At 60.3% G+C, this 24,715-nt stretch carries 20 protein-coding genes; 8 read left to right on the top strand and 12 right to left on the bottom strand.

The genetic code is table 11. From position 1 onward, the window contains the following. The first annotated feature begins 6 nt into the window (after positions 1–6). Positions 7–999, top strand: coding sequence for an SMP-30/gluconolactonase/LRE family protein (locus ACNA0J_RS17530; protein WP_415820140.1), 993 nt, complete (start codon positions 7–9; stop codon positions 997–999). Here ACNA0J_RS17530 and ACNA0J_RS17525 read toward each other — a convergent pair. The 5 genes from ACNA0J_RS17525 to ACNA0J_RS17505 all read right to left on the bottom strand — a co-directional run bounded on the left by ACNA0J_RS17525 (position 964) and on the right by ACNA0J_RS17505 (position 6,436). Continuing rightward, positions 964–1,485 (bottom strand): MarR family winged helix-turn-helix transcriptional regulator, encoded by a 522-nt coding sequence (locus tag ACNA0J_RS17525; RefSeq protein ID WP_415820139.1) that lies wholly within the window; start codon positions 1,483–1,485, stop codon positions 964–966. The genes ACNA0J_RS17530 and ACNA0J_RS17525 overlap by 36 nt on opposite strands. After that, positions 1,466–3,778 carry a xanthine dehydrogenase family protein molybdopterin-binding subunit gene (locus tag ACNA0J_RS17520; RefSeq protein WP_415820138.1) on the bottom strand — a complete coding sequence of 771 codons (2,313 nt, stop codon included), beginning with the start codon at positions 3,776–3,778 and terminating at the stop codon, positions 1,466–1,468. The genes ACNA0J_RS17525 and ACNA0J_RS17520 overlap by 20 nt, the downstream gene beginning before the upstream one ends. A 9-nt stretch (positions 3,779–3,787) precedes the next feature. Then, a complete protein-coding gene (locus ACNA0J_RS17515) occupies positions 3,788–4,447 on the bottom strand; it encodes an isochorismatase family protein (protein WP_415820137.1) in 660 nt (219 codons plus the stop codon). Further along, complete coding sequence (locus ACNA0J_RS17510) at positions 4,444–5,529, bottom strand: 2,5-dihydroxypyridine 5,6-dioxygenase (protein ID WP_415820136.1); 1,086 nt, start codon at positions 5,527–5,529, stop codon at positions 4,444–4,446. The genes ACNA0J_RS17515 and ACNA0J_RS17510 overlap by 4 nt, the downstream gene beginning before the upstream one ends. A 67-nt stretch (positions 5,530–5,596) precedes the next feature. Then, on the bottom strand, positions 5,597–6,436 hold the full coding sequence (locus tag ACNA0J_RS17505; RefSeq protein ID WP_415820135.1) for an alpha/beta fold hydrolase: 840 nt from the start codon (positions 6,434–6,436) through the stop codon (positions 5,597–5,599). Positions 6,437–6,762: 326 nt separating this feature from the next. Between ACNA0J_RS17505 and ACNA0J_RS17500 the strand changes: the two genes are divergently transcribed. From ACNA0J_RS17500 to ACNA0J_RS17485, 4 genes are all read left to right on the top strand, one after another. Further along, the gene (locus ACNA0J_RS17500; RefSeq protein WP_415820134.1) at positions 6,763–7,923 is read left to right on the top strand and encodes an FAD-dependent monooxygenase; all 1,161 of its coding nucleotides are present in this window, start codon (positions 6,763–6,765) and stop codon (positions 7,921–7,923) included. Between the two features lie 32 nt (positions 7,924–7,955). Continuing rightward, positions 7,956–8,501, top strand: coding sequence for a (2Fe-2S)-binding protein (locus ACNA0J_RS17495; protein WP_415820133.1), 546 nt, complete (start codon positions 7,956–7,958; stop codon positions 8,499–8,501). Further along, positions 8,498–11,701: a c-type cytochrome gene (locus ACNA0J_RS17490; RefSeq protein ID WP_415820132.1), complete on the top strand. Its 3,204-nt coding sequence runs from the start codon at positions 8,498–8,500 to the stop codon at positions 11,699–11,701. The genes ACNA0J_RS17495 and ACNA0J_RS17490 overlap by 4 nt, the downstream gene beginning before the upstream one ends. 84 nt (positions 11,702–11,785) lie before the next feature. Then, positions 11,786–13,102 carry an MFS transporter gene (locus ACNA0J_RS17485; RefSeq protein WP_415820131.1) on the top strand — a complete coding sequence of 439 codons (1,317 nt, stop codon included), beginning with the start codon at positions 11,786–11,788 and terminating at the stop codon, positions 13,100–13,102. 69 nt (positions 13,103–13,171) lie between these two features. Here the strand turns inward: ACNA0J_RS17485 and def are convergent, their stop codons facing one another. Beyond that, positions 13,172–13,705, bottom strand: a complete 534-nt coding sequence (gene def / locus ACNA0J_RS17480; protein ID WP_415820130.1) for a peptide deformylase — start codon at positions 13,703–13,705, stop codon at positions 13,172–13,174. A gap of 20 nt (positions 13,706–13,725) precedes the next feature. Continuing rightward, complete coding sequence (gene gloA / locus ACNA0J_RS17475; RefSeq protein WP_094823159.1) at positions 13,726–14,121, bottom strand: lactoylglutathione lyase; 396 nt, start codon at positions 14,119–14,121, stop codon at positions 13,726–13,728. 180 nt (positions 14,122–14,301) lie between these two features. Between gloA and ACNA0J_RS17470 the strand changes: the two genes are divergently transcribed. Beyond that, positions 14,302–16,551 carry an IgaA/UmoB family intracellular growth attenuator gene (locus ACNA0J_RS17470; protein WP_415820129.1) on the top strand — a complete coding sequence of 750 codons (2,250 nt, stop codon included), beginning with the start codon at positions 14,302–14,304 and terminating at the stop codon, positions 16,549–16,551. 259 nt (positions 16,552–16,810) lie between these two features. On the opposite strand, the gene ACNA0J_RS17465 is transcribed toward ACNA0J_RS17470, so the two are convergent. Both ACNA0J_RS17465 and ACNA0J_RS17460 read right to left on the bottom strand, forming a co-directional pair. Beyond that, positions 16,811–18,121: an MFS transporter gene (locus ACNA0J_RS17465; protein WP_415820128.1), complete on the bottom strand. Its 1,311-nt coding sequence runs from the start codon at positions 18,119–18,121 to the stop codon at positions 16,811–16,813. A 136-nt stretch (positions 18,122–18,257) separates the two neighbouring features. Continuing rightward, a complete protein-coding gene (locus ACNA0J_RS17460) occupies positions 18,258–19,100 on the bottom strand; it encodes a class II aldolase/adducin family protein (protein WP_415820127.1) in 843 nt (280 codons plus the stop codon). 117 nt (positions 19,101–19,217) lie between these two features. On the opposite strand from ACNA0J_RS17460, the gene ACNA0J_RS17455 reads away from it, so the two are divergent. Beyond that, on the top strand, positions 19,218–20,123 hold the full coding sequence (locus ACNA0J_RS17455; protein WP_415820126.1) for a LysR substrate-binding domain-containing protein: 906 nt from the start codon (positions 19,218–19,220) through the stop codon (positions 20,121–20,123). 29 nt (positions 20,124–20,152) lie between these two features. On the opposite strand, the gene ACNA0J_RS17450 is transcribed toward ACNA0J_RS17455, so the two are convergent. Continuing rightward, positions 20,153–21,145 (bottom strand): PDR/VanB family oxidoreductase, encoded by a 993-nt coding sequence (locus ACNA0J_RS17450; protein WP_415820125.1) that lies wholly within the window; start codon positions 21,143–21,145, stop codon positions 20,153–20,155. A 70-nt stretch (positions 21,146–21,215) separates the two neighbouring features. Then, positions 21,216–22,757, bottom strand: coding sequence for a Rieske 2Fe-2S domain-containing protein (locus ACNA0J_RS17445; RefSeq protein WP_415820124.1), 1,542 nt, complete (start codon positions 22,755–22,757; stop codon positions 21,216–21,218). A gap of 189 nt (positions 22,758–22,946) precedes the next feature. Here ACNA0J_RS17445 and ACNA0J_RS17440 point away from each other — a divergent pair, with 189 nt between their 5' ends. Then, positions 22,947–23,630 (top strand): GntR family transcriptional regulator, encoded by a 684-nt coding sequence (locus ACNA0J_RS17440; RefSeq protein WP_415820123.1) that lies wholly within the window; start codon positions 22,947–22,949, stop codon positions 23,628–23,630. 80 nt (positions 23,631–23,710) lie between these two features. Here ACNA0J_RS17440 and ACNA0J_RS17435 read toward each other — a convergent pair whose 3' ends face one another. Beyond that, complete coding sequence (locus ACNA0J_RS17435) at positions 23,711–24,688, bottom strand: Bug family tripartite tricarboxylate transporter substrate binding protein (protein ID WP_415820122.1); 978 nt, start codon at positions 24,686–24,688, stop codon at positions 23,711–23,713. Positions 24,689–24,715 lie beyond the last annotated feature (27 nt).

The following is a 24,715-nucleotide window of genomic DNA, read 5'->3' as shown; positions in this document are numbered from 1 at the left end:
GCACCGATGAATTCGACAAAACCCATTCTGGCACCAGATCCATTCTGGCGCGTCAGCCCTCGTTATCCTGACCCCAGGGTGCAATCCTTGGATCCGCGTTTTGATAGGTATCGGTTGTTTCATGCCGCGGTGGAGATGTTGGCATCCGGCTCACGATGGGCCGAAGGCCCTGTATGGGTCGGCGATGGCCGCTATTTGTTGTATAGCGATATACCGAATAACCGGATGCTTCGCTATGACGATACCTCGGGTCATGTCACCGTGTTTCGCGACCCATCGGGTTATGCCAACGGCAACACGCGCGACCGTCAAGGCCGGCTGATCACTTGCGAGCATGGCAATCGCCGTGTGACACGTACCGAATACGATGGCCGTATCACGGTGTTGGCGGATTGCTTTGAAGGAAAGCGGCTGAATTCGCCGAACGATATCGTCGTGAAATCGGATGGGTCGATCTGGTTTACTGACCCGCCGTTCGGGTTGAGCAGCGACTACGAGGGCGATAAAGCCGAGCCTGAACTGCCGGAGCGGGTCTACCGGATTGATCCCTCCGGCCAAATCAGCGTCGTGGCCGACGACGTGGCAGGGCCCAATGGCCTGTGTTTCAGCCCCGATGAAACCCTGCTGTATATCGTGGCGTCGCGTGCGAAACCAAACCGCACGATTCGCGTCTATCGCGTGTCGGGGGCAGCGTTGTCAGACGGGCGAGACCTGATTGATTGCGGGCCCGGTACCGCGGACGGATTGCGTTGCGATGTGGATGGCAATCTGTGGTGTGGTTGGGGGATGGGGGCCGAGGATGTGGACGGTGTGCGCATATTCGCGCCCGATGCCACGCCGATCGGGCATATTCACTTGCCCGAACGCTGCGCGAATCTCTGCTTTGGCGGTGCGAAAGGAAACCGGCTGTTCATGGCTGCCGGAAAGGGGCTGTATAGCCTGTATGTGAATACGCGTGGCGCATCAAGTGCAGACGTGGTTGACGTCGGGATATTTTGAGCTGCCTTCGGATTCTGTGATTTTGCGCAGCAGATACAGCAAAGCCACGCGTTCTGCGTCATTTAGCGGTCCGAACGTTTCTTCGGTGATGGCGTGGGCAAAGGGCTGCATCTCGTTGACGAGTTGTGTGCCTGCATCAGTCAGCGTCACCATGACCTTGCGCCGATCGGCGGGGTCGGCTTGCAGGGTAATGAGCTCGCGATTCTTGAGCCGGTCGACGACGCCGCGTATGGTCGCCTGATCGATGACGGTGGCTTTGACCAGATTGGCGATCGAAGCCGGACCGTCGTCATTGAGTGCGCACATGACGACGAACTGAGCGACGGTCAGTTTTGAGTCCGGGATGAATTTTTGAAAAAGCGCGGTGTGGCGTTGGTAGGCGCGGCGCAGCAGGTGACCGACCTGCGACGAAAACAGGTAGGGGGCGGAGTTGTCTTTGTCCGACTGGTCCGGCGATGGCAGTGATTCAGGCGTAGAGGTCGGCATGGGCACTTCGAGTGTTATGCATGGCGTGGCGCAGTTTTTCTTGAGTATACGGTGGCGCGCACAGGCGCAGCCCCGTGGCGTCGAATAATGCGTTGGCGATCGCGGGCGCGCCGGGTAGCGATGCCGATTCGCCTACACCCATCGGAGGCTCGTCCTGGCGCGGCATGAGCAGCACATCGATCTCCGGGATTTCGCCGAATTTAATAATAGGATAGGCGCCCCATTCTCGGCTGGTGACTCCCTGCGGGTCAAACGAGACTTGCTCCATCAGCGCGCGGCTCAGTGCCTGGACAACGTTGCCGTGGACCTGATGTCGAACGCCGTCGGGGTTGATCATCATGCCCGCGTCGTGACCGACCGTGACGCGGTCCACGCGTACGCGCCCGCTCAGTGGGTCTACGCTGATATCCACGACCCATGCGGCCCATGCTGCCCCGAAACCCGGAAACTTGCTGTGGATATAGCGCGCGTAGGCCATGCCTCTGCCGTGCAATAAGCCGTCGTCTCCGGGGATTCCGCGGCTGCCGGCTCTAAAGGGCTGCCAGCCGGCACGTTCGGCCGTGGCGCTCAACAGGTCGCGTGCACGCACATCGTCCAGGTGGCGCAGGCGATATTCGAGAGGATCTACCCCCGCCCGATGCGCGAGCTCGTCAATCATGCATTCGTGCGCGTACGCATTCGGCAGGGCCGATACGCCACGCAGCCACGAGGCACGCACCAGCGGTGGCGTGTCATGGCAGACGATCTGCAAGTGGGGATATCGATAGGGCGGCATCGCCGTGCGATCGCCCATCTGCAGGGTGCGGGGTTGATTGGAAATGCTGCCTGTTAACAGGAGCGCCAGCAACGGGGCATCGTTGGACGGGTAACGTACGCCGAAGTCATAGGCCAGCAAGTTGCCCGTGGGATCGATCGCGGCTTGCACGTCGACGAGTTGGGCCGTGCCTTTGGGCTCCCATTGGTGTTCTTGTTCGCGCGTGAGCTGCACGCGTACCGGTGTGCCGGTTGCCATCGCCAGCAGGGCGGCATCGCCACAGACGTCGTCGGCGCAGTTTCTGCCATAACAGCCTGCGGCCTCAAGGCGCACGATTTCAATATTGCCCTCGCCCAGTTTCAACAGGCGGTCGAGATCGGTGCGCAGCATGTGCGGGTTTTGGGTGCCGGACCAGATCGTGAGACGGTCTGCGGTGTAATCCGCGACGGCGCAGGATGGACCGATGGATCCATGCATCTGATAGGGCCAGACGTAGCTGCGCTGGACCACGCGGCTCGGGCTGGCCTGTGCTGCTTCGGCCAATTCCTGGTTCGCATGTCCCTTGCGATGCAAGGCACGCACCTCGGATGGGTTGGCGCGTAACGCCGCGTCCAGGTCACTCAGGTCGGGAGCCGGCGGGATGTCGCGCCATTGAACCTTCAGGGTGCGCATGGCGGCGATGGCTTGTTCTTCGCGATCAGCCACCACGCCGACGAAATCCCCTTTTATGACTACCTGCACGTTGCCGGGCAGGTGTGCCACGGATGCGGCGTCCGCCGAGATGAGGCTGGCGCCGACAAAGTCGCCACCGTCACGTCCTGGATACGGCGGGCGGATGACCCGGCCGTGTCGCATGCCCGGTATGCGTACGTCATGGACGAAGGTAAGCGCGCCGGTCGCCTTCGCAGGAATATCGACACGCGCGCGCCCTTGTCCCACCAGTTGATATTCGGATGCGGGCTTGAGCTCGACGTCTTCGGATAGCGTGAGCCGTTCACGCCTGCCGCGAATCAATTCGCCGTAGTGGGCCTGCCGAGTGTCCGTGCTGTCCTTGAATACGATGATGCCCTGGCGCGCCTGCAGCGCCTGAACGGATACCTGCCACTGCCGCGCTGCGAGGCTCAGCAGATGCTCGCGAGCCTGGGCCGCGGCACGCCGCAGCGGAACGGCCGAGATCTGGATGGTGGCGCTGGCAATGGTAGGGCCCTGATTGGGCGAGGCCTCGGTATGGCCCAGCACCATGTCGAGTTGCTCGAATGGAATGTCGAGTTCTTCGGCGACGATCTGCGCCAGCGCGGTGCGTATGCCTGTGCCCAGATCGACGTGTCCGTTAAAAGCCAGAGCGCGCCAGCCTTGCGCCGTATCGGGAGCCTCCACGACGGCGACGAAGATCTCGGGCGTGGCGCGTACGTAATCCGATGGCGCGCCGGGTTGGCCGGGCGCCGGTTTTGGGGGCGCGACCGGATTGCGCACGATCAGCAGCGTGCCGTATTGATCGAGCAATCCGTCGTGCAGCAGCTTGGGCTGGGGCAGGCTCATTGGATAAGCTTAGCGTGACAGCGCCTCGATGTCGTCGAGGGCTTGGTCCAGCGGCATGACTGCCGCGTATTTCTGTGCCATGTCGAACAGGTTTGCATCATGCGGGCCCAATGCGCGGTCACCGACGCAATCGGCTACCACCAGAGGGCGAAAGCCGGCCTGCATGGCATCGACGACGCTGGCGCGCACGCAACCGCTGGTGACGCATCCTGCGACGAGCAATGTCTGCACGCCGCGTTGCGCGAGCCATGGCGCCAGCATCGTGCCATAGAACGCCGAAGGCGTGCTTTTGCGTACGACGTATTCCCCCGGCGCTGGCGCGAGCGCAGGGACGATGGCGCTGGCCGGGCTGTCCTCTTTGAGGGTCAGCATGCCCGGGACCTTCAGGCAAAAGATATTCTGATCGGCGTCGTCATCGGCAAAGACAATGCGGCTGTGCGCGACGGGCCATCCTTGAGCGCGTGCGTGAGCGAGCAAATGGGTGGTCTGGTCGATCGCTTGCGGGATGTTGCCGCCGCCAAAGACTGCGGGGTCGGCGAATCCATTGACGAAGTCCACGATCAGCAGGCCAAAGGGGGCTTTGAGCGGCAAGGGTGTGCCAAAGCCCTGCCGTGCGTAGGCCGAGACATCGCCTTGTACGCCGCCAGTGGGGATGGTTTGTGTGTTCATCGAACGACGCCCTTTAATTGATTGCGCCGTTCAGCGCGTGCCAGCCCTTCCTGGTCTTGGACGATGCCGTCGATGACGGTCGGTGCGCCGTCGAGTTTGACCGTGCAGCGGCGCATGGGAATGTCGATGTGGCAGGCAGTGGTGCGCTGGCCGCCGGCTTCGTTGTTGGGACCCATGGACCACAGAAAATTGCCCTCGAACGCGCGTGCGTCCATGCCGATGTGCGATTCCTTGTCGTAGTGGGCCAGCATCGACCAGTGTGCGCGAGGTTGCAGCCCCCAGCCGACATGCGATACGGCATAGGCCTCGGGGTCTTCATAGGAAGCCATGTATTCCCGCAGAATCTCTGCCTGCAATCCGCCTTCGATGGCATGTACATAGCCATTTGCGATGGTGAGTTTGATGGGGTCGTGCACGTATTCTTTGAGTGGCAGCAGAATGTCGCCGCGATCCAGCACGACAGTGCCCTGGCTTTGGCCTTCGTTGGGCCAGGTCAGTACGAAGCCGCTTGGCCAATGGTCCCAGCGCCCGGGCCGGTCGACGAAGCCGTACTCGCAAATGACGGGGAACTCTCCCAGCTGGCACCGCAGGTCGGTGCCGGCATGCGAGGTGATATGCATCTCTCTTGCCGCCTGGATGCGTTCGGAGGCGTTGACGACGCGCGTGCGGTCATCTGCAGTGGGCACGAGGCGGCACAGGATCTCGGGCGGCTCAACGGCCAGCAGGATTTTTGTGCCGCCGCTCAGGATCTCGTGTTGCTCGGGCGAAAACAGCAGCGTCATGAGATCCAGCACCAAATCGCTGGCCTTGAGTGCGGCAATCGCAGCGGGGTTGCCCGTGAGCGGTGTTGTACCCAGATAGGCGAGAGAGTCGCGTGACAACGATTTTTCGGCGTTGACGGGCGGCAAGTCCAGGCGGTTGACTCTGGCGCCCATATCGCTGGCCGCGGCGATGGCGCAACGCAGCGTTTGCGGATGCGTGTCGGCGCCGGTCAGGACAGTGACTGTCTGGCCAGGCTCGAGTCTGGAGAGAGTGAGGACCTGTTTCCAGGCTTGAATCAAATCGATATCGCTCACGGACATGGCGAACTCCGGTGTGATACGAGGTGGACGGAAATGAGATTGAGATGGGGCGTAGTCCCTATCGTGATCAATCCAGTGTTTGTCCCAGGAAATCGCCAAAGGCGGCATAGAACCCGGCTTCGTTATCCCAGGGGATCATGTGCCCTGCACCGGGAACGCGCACGTGTTGTGTCTGGGGGGCAAGCGTCTGCCACTCGGCGACATCATCGTCGTTGACGACGTCGCCGCGTTCGGCGGTGATCAGCAGCAATGGTGTGTGGATATGGGGCAGATCCGCATGAATGTCGTCGCGGCCGAAGTCCTCGAAACTCTGCACGATGGCGGGCTCATAGCAGGTATGCAGCCATTGCGCGCGCAGGCGTAATTGCGGCTCGGTCCACGTGGGGCAAAAGGCGCGCATCGCGTCGGCGTCCATGCCTAGTGTGGCTTGGCGTATGGAGTCTACATACCAGGGCAGTTTGGCAGGGTAGGGGCGGCGTCCCGGTCCGGACACGGGAGGGTCGACCGCGACCAGCTGCGTGAGTCCGGCGGGCTGAGTACGCGCAGCGCGTACGGCGATACGTCCACCCATGGAGTGGCCCACCAGCGCGTAGCGTTGCAGATTGAGCGCCTGGGCAAAGGCCACCACGTCGGCGGCCTGGGCATCCAGGCCATAGTCCAGGTCAGGACCCGATGCGGACAAGCCCCGGCCGCGCACATCGAGCACATAGGTGTCGAAATGCCGGCCAAGCCGTTCGGCGACAAAACCCCAGGTCACCGCAGGGCTGGTAATGCCGGGAATGAGCACGATGGCGGGACGCTGCGCAGGGAGCGTGTCTGCGCCATAACGCAGGTAGTGCTGACGGATTCCATTCGCATTGACATGCGCGCCGTAGCGATAGGTCGATGATGGGGAGGACGCTGGCACTTTGGTCTCCAGAGAGTGGAAAGTCGGCACGGCTCGGGCCCGATTCTGAATCCCGCTCAAGGCGTTGCTCGACGAAAATACAGTGTAGACGCTCAATATATAGAAATAAATCTGATGCCGCAATGTTCTCGGCGATATGTTGGAATTTAAAAAAATCTAGGGAAAATACCTAGATATATTCGTCATTGTTTTCTTGTCAGCAAAATTCCTTGCCGGTAAATTTTAAAAAAAGAAGTGTGTACGCTTTAATTTTTCGTATTTCAAACCGGCCTCCCAAACACTGGGGTCGTCGGCGCGAGCTTTTGATTCCCAGGAGAGCTTTTCATATGTCCGCACAACCTCGAATCGCTGTGATTGGCGCAGGTCTGGGAGGGGCTGCCGCCGCTTCGCTGCTTGCCAAGGAAGGATTCAACGTTCACGTCTACGAGCAGTCGCCCGCCTTTTCGCGCCAGGGGGCGGGGATCCACGTCGGGCCGAATGTCATGAAGATCTTGCGCCGCATCGGTATCGAGGACGCGCTCAACGAGCAAGGCTCCCATCCCGAGTACTGGCATAGCCGCCATTGGCAGACGGGCGATGTGCTCGCGCAGATTCCGTTGGGTGACTATGCCGTCAAGGAATACGGTGCGAGTTATCTGACGGTGCATCGCGGGGACTTTCACGCATTGCTGATTGATGCCTTGCCCGATAACATGCTGAGCTTTGGCAAGCACCTGATCAAGGTCGACGATACGGGCGATGTCGTGCGCCTGCATTTCGCCGATGGTTCCATTGAGGAAGCGGATCTGGTGATCGGCGCTGATGGCGTGAACTCGCGGATTCGCGAGGAGCTGCTCGGACCCGAGCCTCCGAAATATGCAGGCTATCTGGCGCATCGTGCGGTGTTTCCAACGCCGGTGGCCACGGCCGGTATGTTGCCCTTTGATCCCTGCGTGAAATGGTGGAGCGATGATCGGCATATGATGACCTACTTCGTCACGGGCAAGCAGGACGAGCTTTATTACGTGACGGGTGTGCCGGTCGAACAGTGGGATCTCAATGACCGTTGGCTGCCGAGCAGCAAACAGGAAATGCGGGATGCGTTCGAGGGATGGCATCCGACCGTGCAGGCGTTGATCGACGCGACGGTCGAAGTCACCAAATGGTCGTTGCTGGAACGCGATCCGCTGCCGCTCTGGAGCCGGGGCCGTCTGGTGTTGTTGGGAGACGCGTGTCATCCGATGAAGCCGCACATGGCGCAAGGCGCGGCCATGGCTATCGAGGATGCGGCGATGCTGACGCGTTGTTTCAAGGAAGTGGGTGTGCACGATTACCAACAGGCTTTCGATCTGTATGAGGCGAATCGCGCTGAACGCGCGAGCAAGGTTCAGCGTATTTCGCACGACAATACGTGGCTGCGCACCAACGAGGATCCTGCGTGGTGTTTCGGTTATGACGTATTCAATGTGCCGCTTGTCGATCCGCAACCCAAAGCGGCGGTGAAGTGACGCACTTTCGATTTGATCTCTGAGCGATGATCATGGCATACAGCAGCGTTTCCGACGCGCCGTTCTCTACGGGTTCTCCTGTTTTTCGCTTGCTCGTCAACGGACGGGAGCAAGCGGTGCAGGCCGATCCGGCGACGCCGCTGTTGCTGGTCTTGCGCAACGATCTCGAATTGAATGGGCCCAAGTACGGTTGTGGCCTGGGCGAGTGTGGTGCGTGCACCGTGTTGATCGATGGGGTGGCCGCGCGCTCTTGCGTGATTCCCGTTCGCGGCGTGGGCCAGCGAGAGGTCACGACCCTGGAGGGCTTGGGTGATCAGCAATGTCCGGGGCCGACCCAGCAGGCGTTTATCGCGTGTCAGGCGGCGCAGTGCGGCTACTGTCTGAATGGCATGATCATGACTGTCGAGGCGTTGCTGCGGCGTTGCCCTGATCCGACCGACACGATGTTGCGCGAGGAGTTACGCCACAATTTATGCCGCTGCGGTACGCATATTGAGATTTTGCAGGCGGCTCGCCAAGCCGCAGTGCTGCGTGCCGCCGTAGTTGCGCCGCCGAGCTCAGAGGACGAGGCCCCGTGAGCGGCGCCGAGTTTCCCGAGGTCGTTGTTTCTTCTCCGCGCGCAGAGCCATCGGGCGTTGCCGGCGGATTGCTGCATGGCGCGCTGCTGCGTCCACCGCGAGTGTTGTGGGATGGCAGGCGTTATCGCGGCGCGAGCTTGGCGGACATCGATACCTCGAGTGCCCAGATCTTGCCCGGTGTGGTTCGGGTCGTACATCTGGCGGATTTTGTCGGCGTTGTGGCGGTATCGGCGATGCTGGCGCGCCAGGCTCTGGATGGGCTTGACGTAAAGTGGCAATTCCCTGCTGCCTCGATGCGAGAGATGGAATCGCCGTCGCAGATATCATCTGCTACGACAGTGTCTACGTCAGAGGGCCTGTCTTATGTATGGCGCGCCGCCGAACATCCTGCGACGGACGGCCAGGGCGCGACGGTGTGGTGTACCGATAGCCACGCTACCGCCTGGCTGCCTGGTGCGGCAGTCTATCAACGATACGTGCAAGAAGAGCTGAGCCATTTGCTGGCTATGCCTGTTGGCCGGATCACTCTTGTCGATACGGCGCCGCGTAGCCGGAGTGAAATCCATATCCTGGATGTGCTGGATGCGGCGGCAGATGCCGCGCTGCTGTCGCGTGCCGTGGGTAGGCCGGTGCATGTGCCCGTGCAGCGCGCGTTAACGCCGGGCGAGATGGTGCTGAGTCACGCTCCGTCAGGCGAGCCTGCGGCTGGCGCGACGTCGGCTGCACGCACCTCTGCCTCTGCTGCGGCGGCCGGCACAGGAGACCCAGCGTTTGATCAGGAGCAGGGTTCGCTTGCCGGCGATGGGGGCGCCATGCCGCGTTGGGTGGCGAGCCGTCCCTGGGGCGCACGGCCCAGTTTGGCGCGATTGCTCAGCCAGCCGGCCCAGGCAGCGCCCGTGGCGATGCCTCGGCTGCAAGGCGCGGGAGAAATCGTACGGACAACGAGTGATGTCGCGGCACCGTTGATCCATGCATCGCCCGAGGAGTTCGAGGCGATGCAGGTGTTTGCGCACGAGAGTCTGCTGGATGAAGAGGCAGCGCGATTGGGCATGGACCCGATGGCGTATCGTTTGTCGTTGTTGCCAAAGGGGCCGGGTCAGGCGTTGACTCGGCGCATGCGCGAACAAGTGAATGGTTCGGCGCTGGCGGCCGGCATGGCAGCGCCGGGGGACGCGAACACGGCATTCGCGGCGTTGGGTTCCGAACGGCAAGCTTCGGCACGGCAAGTTTCGGTACAGCGAGCTTCAGCGCAGCAGAACCCTGCGCAGCAGACTTCGACATCCCAAGCTTTGGTCGAACGCGAAACCGCTGATCGGTCTCCTTTGCGTGGTCGTGGCTATGCGACGGCTCACGTCAGGGAGCGGCAGCCTGATGGTACAGCCATGGAAACATGGAGTGCCTGGTTGGTCGAGGTCGAGGTAACACCGGATACGGGGAACGTGGAGGTGACGCGCCTGATGGTCGGGCGTGACAGTCAGTCTCTGCAGCCTGCCCAGGGCGCGGCCATTCATGAACAAGATCCCCGGTTGCTGGACGCTGCCCGCCGCTTGCTCGCAGCGCCGCCGCGATTTGATGACTGGGGGGCAAGCAGCTCGGGTAACGCTGCTGTGCCGGGTGATAAGCCGGTGTCTCATGACGTGGCGCCGTTGAATGCACATCAGGAGTTGACGCCTGCACAGCCTATCGATCACGGGGAACTGGCGCTGGATGGGGTGATGACCCTGCCTGCCGCCGCGGCGATCGGAAATGCGATTTTTGATGCGACCGGTGTGCGATTGCGGCAGGTGCCATTCAATGTGGAGCAACTGCGCGATGCGTTGGCATCTCCAGCTCCCCCGCAGCCATCCGCGCGCAGTTGGCTGCGGCGAGGTGGTCTGTGGTTGGCCGCCGGAGCGGGCGCATTGGCGGGGGTGGTGACCATGGCCTGGCCACTAAAACCCGCTCTAGCGCCTACTGCGGGCCCTGATGTTTCGCTCTACTCAGCGGCAGCGATTGATCGAGGCCGTTTGGTCGCGGCAGCAGGAGACTGCGTGGTGTGTCATACCGTGCCGGGTGGCCAGGCGAATGCCGGTGGCCTGGGTCTGGATACGCCCTTTGGCACGATCTACACCACCAACATTACGCCGGACAACGAGACCGGAATAGGCCAGTGGTCGTATCGCGCGTTCGAACGTGCCATGCGCGAAGGCGTGCATCGAGACGGCCGCCAACTCTATCCGGCCTTTCCCTATACCGCGTTTGCCAAGATGACGGATGCGGATATGCAGGCTCTGTATGCATACTTGATGGTGCAGCCGCCCGTTCGCAACGAGCCGCCCCAGACCGCATTGCCTTTCCCCTATAACTGGCGGCCGATGATGGCGGGCTGGAATCTGCTGTTCCATGATACGGGCGTCTACGAGCCCGACCCGGTGCAATCTCTCGTCTGGAACCGAGGCGCCTATCTCGTGCAGGGCGCTGGCCACTGCGCCGCCTGCCATTCGCCGCGTAATACGCTGGGAGCCGAAAAGACAGGCGTCGGCAATTATTTGGCCGGCGGCGAGGCCGAGGGATGGGAAGCACCGCCGCTGGACCGCTTGGCCAGTGGCAAAGTGCCATGGACGCCCGACGCGTTGTTTCAATATTTGCGCACGGGATATTCAGCCAGCCATGGCGTGGCGGCAGGGCCCATGGCGCCTGTTATCCAAGGGCTGAGCGAATTGCCCGAGAGCGATGTGCGCGCCATCGCCACGTATCTGCTCAACTTGCCTGGCACTGCCTCATCTGGGCCCGAACTGCCTGTCGCGGGCGGGCCTGCGCCTACCGCGCCGGCGCCCGTCATTGCGCAAAAGCCTGTGGTGCAGCCGTCTGCGCAGCGCCTGTTCGAGGGCAATGCGCGGGGTGAGCGGATTTACCAGAATGCCTGCGCGGTGTGCCACGAGGCCGCATCGGGCCCGACATTGTTTGGCGTAAAGCCTTTATTGGCGTTGAATACGAATCTGCATGCCGCGACGCCCGATAATCTGGTGCAAGTCATTCTGCATGGGATTCAGACGCCGGCCAATGATGATCTCGGTTATATGCCAGGATTCAAAGACAGTTTGAATGATGCACAAGTGCAGGATCTGTTGAACTACTTGCGGACGCGATTCGCGCCGCGAGAGCCTGAATGGGCCGACAGCTTGGCAGTGATCGGCCAGATACGAAATCAATCCCGTTGATTCGAGGATATTTTGAATACGCAGGACTGATTTTTAATTGCGCGACAGCGCATAAAAGCAACGGCAAACCTCGTAGGAGTAGCCATGGCAGCATCAAAAATAACGATTGAACAAGGGTTGAACACAGCAGGCGTAGGGAAATTCCAGTATCGGCTGTTTGTGATATTCGGGCTGGTCTGGATGGCCGACGCGATGCAGGTACTGTCGATCGGTTTCAGCGCGCCGTCGATTGCAAAGACCTTTGGCCTGACGATTCCCCAGGCCCTGCAGACGGGGACGCTGTTTTTTGTGGGCATGTTGATCGGCGCTTTTGCGTTCGGACGGTTGGCCGATCGTATTGGCCGGCGGCCGGTGCTGATGCTGGCCGTGGTCATCGATGCCTGCGCCGGGGTGGCATCGGCGTTTGCGCCGGATTTCCAATGGCTGTTGATTCTGCGCTTTCTGACCGGTATTGGTGTAGGCGGCACCTTGCCTGTCGATTACACAATGATGGCGGAGTTTCTGCCCGCTCAGCGCCGTGGCCGTTGGCTGGTGTGGCTCGAATCGTTTTGGGCTTTGGGGACCGTATTTCTGGCCATTTTGGCGTGGGTGGCCAGTGCGTATGGCGATGAAGCATGGCGCATTATTTTCTTTGTCACGGGGATACCTGCGATCGTCGGGGTGATCCTGCGTTGGTATGTTCCCGAGTCGCCGCTATATCTAAACAAGACGGGTAAATCGGAAGAGGCCCGGCAAGTGCTGGAGCGCGTTGCCAAGACCAACGGCAACAGCGTTCAAATCGGCGAGCTCGAGCCGCAAACGATGGAGCGCAAATCGGTGTTCGCGTTGTTCGGCGCCGGCCTGGCGCGGCGCAGTGTGTCGCTGTTGTTGGCATGGCTGCTGGTTTCCGTCGCTTACTACGGCGTCTTTGTGTATCTGCCCATCAAGCTGTCTGCCGAAGGCATGGGCTTTATGCGTGGACAGGCGTTCTTGATCGTCCTGGCGTTGGCGCAAGTACCTGGATATGCCTTGTCGGCCTATGCGGTTGAGCGTTATGGACGCAAACCCACCCTGATCGGCTTCCTGCTGTTCAGTGCGGCAGGGTGCCTGCTGTACAGCCTGGGAAGCTCGGTCGCATTGATGGTGACCTCAACATTGTTGATGAGCTTTGCATTGCTGGGTACCTGGGGCGCGCTGTATGCCTTTACGCCTGAGGTCTATCCGACGAGTTTACGCGCTTCCGGTATGGGGGCGGCAGGTGCCGTGGCCCGGCTCGGCGGGCTGTTTGCCCCGGCCGTGATTGCACCGATCATGGCGACGCAATTTACCTTGTCGTTGTTCGTGTTGTCGGGATTGCTGGTGGCAGGCGCCGTCGCGATCAAATGGGTCGACGTCGAGTCCAAGAACAGGGCCTTGGATTAACTCAGTACGAAATGAAGGAGGGGCAGAGCATCTTGATGGATGCCTGCCCCTCTTCGCGTACGCCGGGTTTCAATCGTCCTGATTCGGATCCATGTCGGGAAACAGGATCTCTGTGAATCCGAACTGGGTGAAGTCCTCGATCCGCGACGGATAGAGCCGGCCGATCAGATGATCGCATTCATGCTGCACGACACGAGCATGAAAGCCCTCGGCCTCGCGTTCGATGTATTCGCCCTGCGGGGTGTAGCCGCTGTAGCGGATGTGCCGATAGCGCGGCACCAGCCCGCGCAGGCCGGGCACGGACAGGCAGCCTTCCCAGCCGTCCTCGCGTTCGTCCGACAAGGGCGTGATCACTGGATTGCACAGAACTGTCTGGGGGACGGCCGGCGCATCGGGATAGCGTTCATTCCGGTCGAACCCGAATATGACCAGTTGCAGGTCGACGCCGATTTGCGGCGCGGCCAATCCGACGCCCCGCGCATGCTCCATGGTCTCGAACATGTCGGCGACCAGGGTGTGCAGCTCGGGAGTGTCGAATTGCTCGACGGGCTGAGCCACCCGCAGCAAACGCGGGTCGCCCATTTTCAGGATGGGATGAATCATGGCGATGTGGACGCTGCCGTTCAGTCGGCGCGGCCTTTTTTCTGGATGAATTCGATTTTGTAGCCGTCCGGGTCTTCGACAAAGGCGATGACGGTGGTGCCGTGCTTCATCGGGCCCGCCTCGCGTGTGACCTTGCCGCCTTTTTGTTTGACCTTTTCACAGGCCTCGTAGGCGTTGTCGACCTCCAGCGCAATGTGGCCATAGCCGTTGCCCAGGTCGTAGTGATCGGTGTCCCAGTTATGGGTCAGCTCGATGACCGCGCCTTCGCTTTCGTCTTGATAGCCAACGAATGCCAGGGTGAATTTGCCATCGGGGTAATCTTTGCGGCGCAGCACGCGCATGCCCAGGACATTGGTATAGAAATCGATCGACTTGTCCAGGTTGCCGACGCGCAGCATGGTGTGCAGGAGACGCATGGGGAAATTCCTTGTGCTAGGTGAAAATCGGGCTCGTGGCCGAGGTGATATCGTAGCAAACACCGGGTTGGCGTAGCTTTTTGTCACGATTTCATGAGGTCTGTGTGGTTTTCGCTCTGTCTTTCGTGCCGGCGACCTCCTATGATTCCCGCGGCTTCCTCCAGGAAAAAGTCAGGCGCGATGGACACGTTGGATTTATTGAAATTACTGCTGTTGCTGGCAATGCTCGGCTATTCGCTGTATGGCGTGATCCGCTATCAATCGCGCCGCCGTGCCAGCAAGCGCATCCTCAAGAGCCTGATGCAGGCGGGCACCCCGCCGCGCGAGGCAACGGCCGAGGAACTGACCCTCGTTCAGCCCTTTCTGACGCGTCCCGGTAAGCGCCAGCGTCCCTTGATGCTGGCAGACGGCAAGGTTTACTGCTTGCGAGGCGAGTATCTGCGTCACGGTTTGACCGCCAATGGCGGCGGGGAACAGATGCATGACACGCTGGGCGGGGTCGAGGTGATTCTGCCGTATGACGCGAGCGATTATCTGCAAGTCAATAACGATGCCGAAGTCATGTTGGCTGACAAGGTCGCCATCGTGATTCGTCTCAATGGCGAGTTTGATCTGGCGGGGGGCCGCGAGCGAGGCATGCGCCGCCAGGAACAGGCTCAACAGTGGGCAGGCGGCCAGGTCGGTGAAATGTCGGATATTGACGCGCCGTCAGAGGGGCTCACGCCGGACGAAGAGGATATCGTCCGCGTCGACATGCTGGGGCAGCGCGACGAGACGCCAGCAGAAACGACGGCTCGCCAATCGGCAGGCCTGGGCTTCGGGCCCGCCGTGGTGTTGATACTGGCTGCCGTGAGCGCGGGGATTGCGACGGTCACAGAGGATGTCGTCCGTCTGGGATGCAGCGCAGTGGCAGGCCTATTGCTGTTGTGCGCGCTGTGGCTGATATGGGGGCCGCGCCGTTGGCCGGTGTCGAAACGCGTGAATCATGTGCGAGGCGCGTTTACTGCCGTTCAGTTGAGTCATCCGAACAATTCGGCGGCAGTCTCCCAGCATTGGTTCCTGGGCGACAAGCTGCATCTCATGTTGCCCAAACACTGGTTGCCGCATCTGGTTGTCCCTGCCTCTGGCCGTGTCGATACGGAATTGCGGGTGGATGATTATTCCGTCGTACGCCTGGGCAAGCATTTTTCTATCGATGCGGAAACGCGTGCCTATCCTCGGGTGTTCTGGGGGCGTCATGTCGTGCTGGCAATCACGGCCTTGTTATTGCTCGTCGGCGTTGCCATGGTGAGTGGCGGAGGGCTGCGTGGCGACGTGTTGCAAACCAAGGCGTGGTTGCTGGGTACCCAGACGCGGACTTATGACAACGCCGGGGCGTTGCGCGAGGCGAGCCCGGCTGCGGGGACCATGGTGGCATTGAAAGGGCAGGCGCGTTGTTCGTTGATGCCGGTGCGTCAGGGCATGCCCGCGGTTCAGTGCAGTACGTTGCGGTGGGGAGGCGGCACGCCGCAAGCGCCGCGATTGCATGAGGACGAGCAAGCGTTTGCCATGTATAGCGGAAAATTCCTGCGTACGCGCGCCAATCCTATGCTGGATGTCATGGTGCAACAGCAGATGTACCGGAATGCACAGGACAATCCGCTGGCGTATCTGAATCAGATGCAGGGGCGTAATCAACGACGGTTTTTCGATGTGATCGGCGTACCGAAAGCGATCTCGGACGTGGACGCCTATTGTGCGCGCCTCAATGCAAAGAGCCAGATGGGTTGCACGGCGCTGCGTGACGCGATGGTTGAAAACCTGCTCAGCGACAAGGAACACACCAACTGGAAAGCATTGGCGCAGGCCGCTGAGCAGGGCGCGCCCAATGCCGGCAGGACGATGGTGATTTCCGCGCAAGGCCTGTCCAAGGTGAGACGGCTGGCGCAACGGGTGGCTGCGCCGCAGGTGGAAGGGATTGTCGCTGCGGCGGCGGATGCGACGTTGCGTAGCCAGCGCGGCGGTGTGGTGTTGGATGTGCGAACGGGGCCGCATGCCCGTCTGCCGGCTGTTCCCGCGTTTGACGACGGGGAGTCATCGGTCGAGAAGTCGCCGGAGGGGAAGCTCGATGCGCTGCAGCGTTATAACCAATATGCGTGGTTGGCCGGGCCTGATGGCGTTGCGCCATTTGCCGTCGAGGCGATGATCGTCGGCGTGTCGCAGGACGCGAGCGACACGCCCGTTTATACGCTGGATGCCCGCCGTGGCGCCAGCGACCAGGTGCCCGCCATGCTGCGATCGGCCTGGTGGCTGCTGGCGTGGCTATTGCTGATCGTGCACGGCGTATTAGCGGTCGTGATGTTCGTGCGTGCTCGCCTGCGTGCGGCGCGGGTCAATGCCTATGTTGCAGCATGTGCACAGGCGGCCGCGCGAGAGCGCAATTTCTCGTAGGTACGGGCTGGCGTTCATGCTGTATTGCACGGACTGATCCAGGCAGTGATGGGGAGGCAGTTCGAGTGGTAGTGAAATCCCCGTGTCTCCCAGCAGTACGCGGGATGGCTTTAGCCGGCTGGCGTGTGCGGTGAGATAGCGCAGCATTCTGGTGAACATGATCTCTTTTCCTCGCGATGGACTGATTGAGGTCGTATGGTCCAAGACAGGCGTGGTTGACTACCCCTGTCTTGGTGACTCGATATCGTCGCTGTGTGGTTCACGCCTGCCGGGCGTGATTGACCGACGATGCCGGAACGAGAAAGATCAGGATGCTGCCCAGTATCATGCTGGCCGCGATGCCGAGGATGCCGCCTCCTGTGCTGCCGGTGGTGGTTTGAAACCATCCGATCAGGTAGGGGCTGACGACGCCTGAGATGCTGCCGATGGAGTTGGCCAGCGCGATGCCCGCAGCGGCCGCCGCGCCGCCCAGGATCGCCGGAGGCACGGCCCAGAACTGAGAAATGGTGGTCATGACGCCCATGGTCCCGACGGTCAATGCCAGCATGGCCCAGACGACAGAGTGTGCCTGGGTGATGCTCACGCATAGCGCGATGGCGCCGATCAGGCCAGGCAGCGCCAGATGCCAGCGCCGTTCACCATGTGTATCCGAGCTCTGACCAACCAGAATCATCGCGATGGTGGCCGCGGCATACGGCACTGCGGTCAACAGGCCGATATCCAGGGTATTGGACACGCCAGATGCCTTGATCAACGAGGGCAGCCAAAAACTGACGCCGTATAAACCCATGGTGAAACAGAAATAGATCAAACCCAGCAACAAGACGCGCGGACTGAGCAGGCCATCCCGCAGGCTGTGCATGCGTCCGGGCGCTGCATCATTCTCCAGATTGCGTTGAATGATCTGTTTTTCTTCGGCAGACAGCCATTTCGCATCGGAGACACGGTCATCCAGGAAGAAAAACGCGACGACGCCTAATGCGATAGTCGGTAAGCCTTCGAGCAAGAAGAGCCATTGCCAGCCTGCCAATCCATGATGCCCGCCAAAGGATTCCATGATCCAGCCAGAGAGCGGGCCGCCGATCACGCCTGACATGGGGATCCCGGTCAAAAAGAGCGCCGTGACTTTGCTGCGGCGTGATGACGGGAACCAATACGTCAGATACAGCAGAATGGCGGGGATGAAGCCTGCCTCGGCAACGCCAAGCAGGAACCGCATGACGTAGAACATCGTCGGTGTGGTGACGAACATCATGGCGGCCGAGATGAGCCCCCAGGTCACCATGATGCGGGCGATCCAACGGCGAGCCCCGACGCGCAACAAGATGAGATTGCTGGGGACCTCAAACATCAGATAGCCGACAAAGAAAATGCCGGCACCCAGGCCATAGACCGCCTCGCTCATGTTGAGATCGTCCAGCATCTGCAGTTTGGCGAAGCTGACGTTCACGCGATCCAGGTACGCACAGACATAACAGATGAAGAGAAACGGCAGCAGGCGCCAGATGACTTTGGTGTAGGTGGCGTCTTCTGATACGGGCAGATATTCCGCATGGGTTGCGGTGGTCATATGTAGTCTCCGTTGATATTAATTGGGCGATTCGCTTCGTACGTTGCGAAGCGAATTCATGACGAATGTCGTTGTTTTTTATTTCTCCTGGCGGCCTATATGCTGGATACTAGAACCGCGGCATCGTTTATGAGTGTCAGTCGAACATGTCGGGCTGCGTGGCGATCAGTTGGTCCCAGATCGTCTGAAAATGCAGCCAACCGATATAGTCGCTGCCCACGTGTTCACGGCTATAGCGGGCGCGCTCTTCGGAGACGAGGCGCGGCGTGATGCCGGTAGCATCGATCATCAACTGCTGCTGGCAGCAGCGCTCCAGAGCAATGAACCAGAACGCAGCAGACTCGATACTGTGGCGGCTGGCGGTGAGCAGCCCGTGGTTCTGGTGGATGGCGGCTTTGACGCCTTTGAATGCGTTGGCGACTTTATGGCCAGCCTTGACTTCGACGGCGACTTGTCCTGCTTCGTCGCCGATCACCACATGGTCCTCGAAAAATGCGGCTGCGTCCTGGCTGATGGGAGCCAACGGTTTGCCGAGCGCGGCAAAGGCGGTGCCGTATACGGTATGGGCATGGCACATGGCGATGATGTCGGGGTGGGCCTCGTGGACGGCGGCGTGCAATACAAAGCCTGCGCGGTTGATGGCGTGACGGCCTTCTACGACGGTGCCTTCGTGGTCGGCGAGGATCAGGTTGGAGACCTTGACCTGAGAAAAATGCACCGCCATGGGGTTGGTCCAATACAGCCCGGGGTTTTCCGGGTCGCGTACGGTCAAATGGCCTGCGAAGCCATAGTCGTAGCCTTGCAAGGCAAAGGCGCGACACGCGCCGACCAGGCGCTCTTTCAAGTGTTGGCGCTGTGCGGCGGCGCTGGTAAACGAAGGGATCTCCGGAAAAATCAGCCCCTTTTGCTCGGGTTGGTAAATGGAAATGCGACCGTTGAGATCGATGCTTTTCTTTGTGGGTTGCATTACCGCAGCCATGTGTGTCTCCTTGAGGATGGTGATCGGGTAAATGCATGATCCCGCTGGCAGTCAGGCTTTGACAAACGATGGTTGTTCATGGAAAGATGAATCTCATCCATCTATAGAGTCAGATCGATGCGACGCATTCCGAATTTTGTCCTGCTGCGTACGTTCGAGGCCGCCGCCAGATTGCAGAGTTTTGCGTTGGCTGCGCAGGAATTGCATCTGACGCCGTCCACTATCAGTCATCAGATCAAGGAACTCGAGGACTACTTTGGCCGCGCCATGTTCGTGCGGCGCAATCGGCAGGTCGAGCCGACTCCAGAGGCCTTGCGTCTGCTTGGGAGTCTGAGCCGTGTTTTCGATGTTGTGGAGGCCGCATGCGCCGAGGTGCAATTGGCGCCGGATGCACAAGTGCTGGCGGTCTACGCTGCGCCGAGTTTTGCGGTGAAGTGGTTGGGGCCGCGATTGCCCGAGTTTTCCGCAGCGCATCCGAACATCACGATTCGTTTATCGACTGGTGCCGAGCCGCTTGATTTGACGCGTGTGCATGATGTCGACGTGGCGATTTCATATGGCGGTGCGCTGGAGCGTCCGGGCATGGAGACACTCGCATTGGGCGTTGAGCGCATCCTGCCGTTATGTGCGCCGCAGTTGGCGGCCTCAGAAACTGCGGCAGCGGCGCGGATCCGGGAGCTGACGTTAATTGATTCGCAGCTCAGCCGCGTGAGGTGGGCGGACTGGTTTGCCGCGAATGATTTACGCATGCCCGATCGGCCTCGGCCTTCGTTTGACCGGGCGGCATTGGCGATCGCCGCCGCGGTCGATGGCATGGGCGTGATACTCGAGAGTAGTTTGTTGGCTGCACGCGAGTTGAGCCGTGGCGAGTTGGTGGAATTCGGCGCGGGCGTCTTTCACCAGTTCAAAAAAGAAACGCACTTTCTCTCGTGCCGCAGTAATGAGCGAAAGCGGGAGAAAGTTGGCGCGTTTATATCGTGGCTGCTCGGTACGCTGGACTCGACGGCATCTGCCTCGCGATAGGCCGTTGCTAACAACGCAGGCCTGATGGCTTATAAGTCCAGCACCAAGGTGCCGCCATTGGCATGCGAAACACATGGCGTCAAAAAATCGCGGCGCTCGTCATCGTCCAGAATGAAGTCCTGATGATCCACGTCTCCGGATAAATATCTGCACTTGCAGGTGCCGCAGAGCCCCGCCTGGCAGGATGTTTCCAGTGCGGCGCCTGCTTGTTGCAGCACTTCCGCCAGATTTTGGTCCCGGGATACCGTGACACGTTGCCCCGATTTTGCCAGCTCGACGGTGTATTCGTCGGCCGCGTGTTCGGTGTCGATCGGAATGGGCTTGGCCGGGGCTTTGAAGTGCTCGCAGTGAATCGTGCCTGCTGGCCAATGCGTGCTGGCCTGTTTGCACGCCTCCATGAACCCGCCCGGACCGCAGTAGTAGACGTGCGTTTCTGTTTGAGGCTCGCGCAACAGTGCGGCGATATCCAGGCCTTTTTGAGGGTTGCCGCCATCGAAATGACAGTGGATATTTCCCGTCTTGGCGGCCTGTTTCAGCTCTTGTTGAAACGCTGCGTATTCCGCGCTTTTCGAACAGTAGTGGAGCTCGTAGTTTTTCGCTTGCGCCTCCAGCGCATGGATCATCGATTTGAGGGGAGTGATACCTATGCCCCCCGCAATCAATAGGGTTTTGCGAGGTTGCTCGGAAAGCGGGAAGTTGTTTCGTGGGATGCTGACTTTCAATTTGTCCGGAACGCGCAGATCGTCGTGCATCCCGCGTGAGCCTCCACGGCCGGTTTCGTCTCGCAATACGGCGATGACATAACGGTGCCGCTCTGAGGGATCATTGCAAAGCGAGTATTGCCGTATGACGCCCGGCGCAATGTGTACATCGATATGAGCGCCGGCGGTGAAGGGAGGAAGGTCTTTCTGGTCCGGGGCTACGAGTTCGTAGGAGTTTATCCCTATCGCCTCTCTGCGTACTTGCCGCAGGACCAGTTCCAAGTGGGTCAGCGCTTCCTGTTCGGTCTTGGAAGAGTTCATCGTCATTCTCGTTTTGATGGTCGGGATAGGCGATGCCGCCGCCTATCCCGTCAGTCGGTGATCACTCTGTTCAGGATTTCAAGCTGCTTTCAAGCTCATCGAACCGGGCTTTGACGAACTCGGCGCGTTCAGTGCCGTGCAGATGATCGGCTTCGGTCAGGATGGCGACGGCTTTGCGAGCAAGCTGCCGGCGATTGGCGACTTCCTGTTCTATCGAATCGGCCAAGGGGAGTTCAAAGACGTTCCCGCTGCAGTAGCTGTTAGGTGCGCCGTTGACATCGCGCAACCACTGCGCGAATCCCTGTGCGGCGGCGGCCGCGTTGGTGCCGCGCACGGCGTCTCGCAACATTTTCCGAAATGCATAGAGCCCGGCGTCGAATTTGGTGGGATTCTCCAGCGCGTGAACGGCGATCGGGCGCTGACTGATGATGGCCTCGTAATCCCCTGGGGCGTACTGGGCTTCTTTATAGTTGTGCCGTTCCCGGTGGTTCGATGGAATGGGCGGTATGTCTTCGAGTTTGTATTGGCCGAAACGCTCCGGCCTGCGCATGGCGACTTGGCCCTCGAGGAAATCGATCGTCTCGTAGCCGACCAGGCTTTTGTTGCCTACGCCGCGAGTGTCGATGCCTGGCCCCATGACCCGCCAGCCGATCATCTTGCTATTTTCGTCGTCGACCGGAACCGTCCACCGAATGATGTGGAACCGGCTGAAGAGTTTCTTTTGCGAGCCGTCTTCAGAGGTGTAGGCGTGCAGGCTCAGATTGGGCAGCACCTGGTGTTGAATACGCAGGAACATCTTGTCTTTGTCGACGCGCCTGGCTCCTGCACACGCCAGACCGCGGCCTTGGTGGATAGGGATGAATTGCATGTCGGGCGCGACTTCCATTGATGCGGCGCCGACCTCGTCAAAGGTCGTGCCCTGGAAATGGCCATCGACAACGTTTTTCGCGGCATGCAGGGCGGTAGGGTGGAAGTTGTCGGCGGCGTTGTCCTGTACTTGCAGCCAATTGCAGTGTTGAAAGTTGCTATATGGCACCAACTCGTCGCCAGGCAGCACCGTAAAGTCTTGTTCCCACTCCGGGAATGGCGGCTCCTCGTCGGGCGGTCCCATATAAGCGAAGACGAGGCCATTGCGTTCTATGGCTTTGTAGGCGCCTTGCTGAATGGAACAGGCGTATTTTTCTGCTTCTTTTTCCTCGCCTTTGGGGAACGGCACGTGCAGGCATGAGCCGTCGACGTCGAACACCATGCCGTGATAGCAGCATTTGATACCGCGCTCTTGAATGGCGCCGTATTCCAGCGAGGCGCCTCGGTGTACGCAATGCGCATGCAGGACGCCGACGCGACCGCTGCCATCGCGAAAGGCCACGAGCTCCTCGCACAGGATTTTCAGAAACCTGGGCGTGTCGGTCAATTCCATCGACATGCAAACGGGTTGCCAGAATCGGCGCATGTATTCCCCCAACGGCGTCCCGGGGCCGGTTTCGGTGAGCTCGGGATCATGGTCAGGTGTGCGATTGGCGTAATAGCCACCATAGGGAATCAGCCTCTTCGTCGTGGCACTGCTGCCCGTCGAACGAGGGGACTCGAGTTTTTCAAAGGCTTTGGTCATGCGCTGTCTCCGTGTTTATTGCCTAATTGAACTCTGAACTCTGAACTCTGTATACAGAGTTTGCGCTATTTTTTGCTTCGGCGGTGGAAAAGTCAAGCCCCTGATTCGTTTCCCCGGGCGTGCGCGGCGATTGCAGCAAGTGGCGCGCTGGCTCAAAATACTTTGAATACCGAGTACAAAAGGCTAGTTATGGCTGTCACCCTTCCCAGAATCCAGTCTCGTCCCGATTTCGTGGACGAGGTTTACCAAATGCTGCTTGACGCTATCAGCGATGGCACCTTGGCGCCTGGCACCCGCCTGACGCAGGAGGAAATCGCCGAGCAAATGCAGGTGTCGAGGTCGCCGGTGATTCAGGCGCTGCGCATTCTGAAGAAGGATGGATTTGTGCAGGACGCACCGGGTCGGGGAGTGCTGGTGACTCCCCTGGACGGGGCCCTAGTGGGGCATTTGTACGAGATACGCGGCTCGCTGGATGCGTTGGCGGCGCGTCTGGCGGCTGCACGGAAATTTCAGGTAGATCCGGGCATCATTGTCCGTGGCCGCAAGATCGCGCGTGGCAAGGATGTGAAAGCCATGATCGATGTGGACATGGAATTCCATCAGGCGATATACCGCGCAGCGGGGAATCCGTTGCTGGAACAGAGCGCCCAGATTTATTGGGTCCATTTACGGCGTGTGATGGGTGCTGTGCTGCAGTCGTCGATGCAGCAACGTGAAGCCATCTGGGACGAGCACGAAGCCATCGCGAAGGCCATCGCCGCGGGCGACAGCGTGTTGGCAGTCGAGTTGACGGATTTACATACGCATCGCGCGCGTGCCAATCTGGTCAGTCGATTGGATGAGTATCTGGGCGAGGCTCATCCAATCGTGTAGGGCGCTTGTTGGTTTGAGGAAATTTCGCGCCGCAGGTTCGCCAGGCAGGGGTGACTCGAGGCACCCCATCAGCGTGAATGCTAGTTGGCCGTTGCGCCGGATGCTTTGACTGCCTTGGCCCAGGTATCGATTTCTTGCTGGATGAAGGTTCCGAATTCCTTGGAACCCAGGCCTGCTGCCTCGGCGCCTTCTTCCATCAGGCGTTGCCGCACTTCGGGCGTGGCCAGGGCTTTGGTCAGTGCTTGATTCAGTGTATCGACGGTGGCTGCGGGTGTGCCGGCCGGTGCGACGACGCCATGCCAGGAAATCGCCTGGAATCCAGGCAAGCCGGATTCGGCCATCGTGGGCAGATCGGGCAGGGCCGGCGAGCGGCGGGGCGAAGTGACTGCCAGCGCACGCACGCTATTGGCCTTGATCAGGGGCATGGCGCCGGGAATGGTCGTGAACATGAATTGCACTTGGCCGCCGATCAAATCGGCCAGCGCTGGGCTGCCGCCTTTGTAGGGGACGTGGACAAATTCCAGGCCGGCACGTTGTTTGAACATTTCTCCGGCCAGATGTCCTGGCGTGCCCGCACCGGCGGATCCCATATTGAAGGCATTGCTCTTGGCTTTGATCTCGGCGATCAATTCCTGGACGTTGGTGGCGCGAACTTCCTTGTTGACGACCAGCACGTTGGGCACGGTGGCCAGCAGGGTCACGGGGGTAAAGTCCTTGATCGCGTCGTAGTTCAGCTTTTTGTACAACGCGGGGTTGATGCCATGCGTGCTGGCGGTGGCGAGCAGCAGGGTGTAGCCATCGGGATCCGCGGTGGCTACAGTTTTCGCTGCAATCGATCCGTTGGCACCGCCTTTGTTCTCGACGATGATGCTTTGGCCAAGGATCTTCGCGGCCTCGGCAGCGACCGTACGCGCCAGGATATCGGAGGTGCCTCCGGCCGAGTGCGGCACGACCAGCGTGATCGGCCGTGCAGGAAAGGTCTGCGCGGTTGCGGGTAGGATGCTGGCGGCTGCCGTCAGTGCGAGGGCACAGGCCGTCTGGGTCAGGAATTTTGTCATGTGTGTCTCCATTTCTGATGTCGAATT

The sequence above is a fragment of the Bordetella tumbae genome (assembly GCF_965139195.1).
Classification (GTDB): domain Bacteria; phylum Pseudomonadota; class Gammaproteobacteria; order Burkholderiales; family Burkholderiaceae_B; genus Bordetella_A; species Bordetella_A tumbae.
This window is presented reverse-complemented; position numbering and strand designations above follow the sequence as displayed.

Excerpts from the sequence above, each read along its gene's own strand:
- ACNA0J_RS17530 (WP_415820140.1), top strand. The coding sequence starts at position 7 with ATGAATTCGACAAAACCCATTCTGGCACCAGATCCATTCTGGCGCGTC.
- ACNA0J_RS17515 (WP_415820137.1), bottom strand. The coding sequence starts at position 4,447 with ATGAACACACAAACCATCCCCACTGGCGGCGTACAAGGCGATGTCTCG.
- ACNA0J_RS17485 (WP_415820131.1), top strand. The coding sequence starts at position 11,786 with ATGGCAGCATCAAAAATAACGATTGAACAAGGGTTGAACACAGCAGGC.
- ACNA0J_RS17520 (WP_415820138.1), bottom strand. The coding sequence starts at position 3,778 with ATGAGCCTGCCCCAGCCCAAGCTGCTGCACGACGGATTGCTCGATCAA.
- ACNA0J_RS17445 (WP_415820124.1), bottom strand. The coding sequence starts at position 22,757 with ATGACCAAAGCCTTTGAAAAACTCGAGTCCCCTCGTTCGACGGGCAGC.
- ACNA0J_RS17470 (WP_415820129.1), top strand. The coding sequence starts at position 14,302 with ATGGACACGTTGGATTTATTGAAATTACTGCTGTTGCTGGCAATGCTC.
- def (WP_415820130.1), bottom strand. The coding sequence starts at position 13,705 with ATGATTCATCCCATCCTGAAAATGGGCGACCCGCGTTTGCTGCGGGTG.
- ACNA0J_RS17465 (WP_415820128.1), bottom strand. The coding sequence starts at position 18,121 with ATGACCACCGCAACCCATGCGGAATATCTGCCCGTATCAGAAGACGCC.
- ACNA0J_RS17510 (WP_415820136.1), bottom strand. The coding sequence starts at position 5,529 with ATGTCCGTGAGCGATATCGATTTGATTCAAGCCTGGAAACAGGTCCTC.
- ACNA0J_RS17440 (WP_415820123.1), top strand. The coding sequence starts at position 22,947 with ATGGCTGTCACCCTTCCCAGAATCCAGTCTCGTCCCGATTTCGTGGAC.
- ACNA0J_RS17435 (WP_415820122.1), bottom strand. The coding sequence starts at position 24,688 with ATGACAAAATTCCTGACCCAGACGGCCTGTGCCCTCGCACTGACGGCA.
- ACNA0J_RS17525 (WP_415820139.1), bottom strand. The coding sequence starts at position 1,485 with ATGCCGACCTCTACGCCTGAATCACTGCCATCGCCGGACCAGTCGGAC.
- ACNA0J_RS17495 (WP_415820133.1), top strand. The coding sequence starts at position 7,956 with ATGGCATACAGCAGCGTTTCCGACGCGCCGTTCTCTACGGGTTCTCCT.
- ACNA0J_RS17460 (WP_415820127.1), bottom strand. The coding sequence starts at position 19,100 with ATGGCTGCGGTAATGCAACCCACAAAGAAAAGCATCGATCTCAACGGT.
- gloA (WP_094823159.1), bottom strand. The coding sequence starts at position 14,121 with ATGCGTCTCCTGCACACCATGCTGCGCGTCGGCAACCTGGACAAGTCG.
- ACNA0J_RS17455 (WP_415820126.1), top strand. The coding sequence starts at position 19,218 with ATGCGACGCATTCCGAATTTTGTCCTGCTGCGTACGTTCGAGGCCGCC.
- ACNA0J_RS17450 (WP_415820125.1), bottom strand. The coding sequence starts at position 21,145 with ATGAACTCTTCCAAGACCGAACAGGAAGCGCTGACCCACTTGGAACTG.
- ACNA0J_RS17500 (WP_415820134.1), top strand. The coding sequence starts at position 6,763 with ATGTCCGCACAACCTCGAATCGCTGTGATTGGCGCAGGTCTGGGAGGG.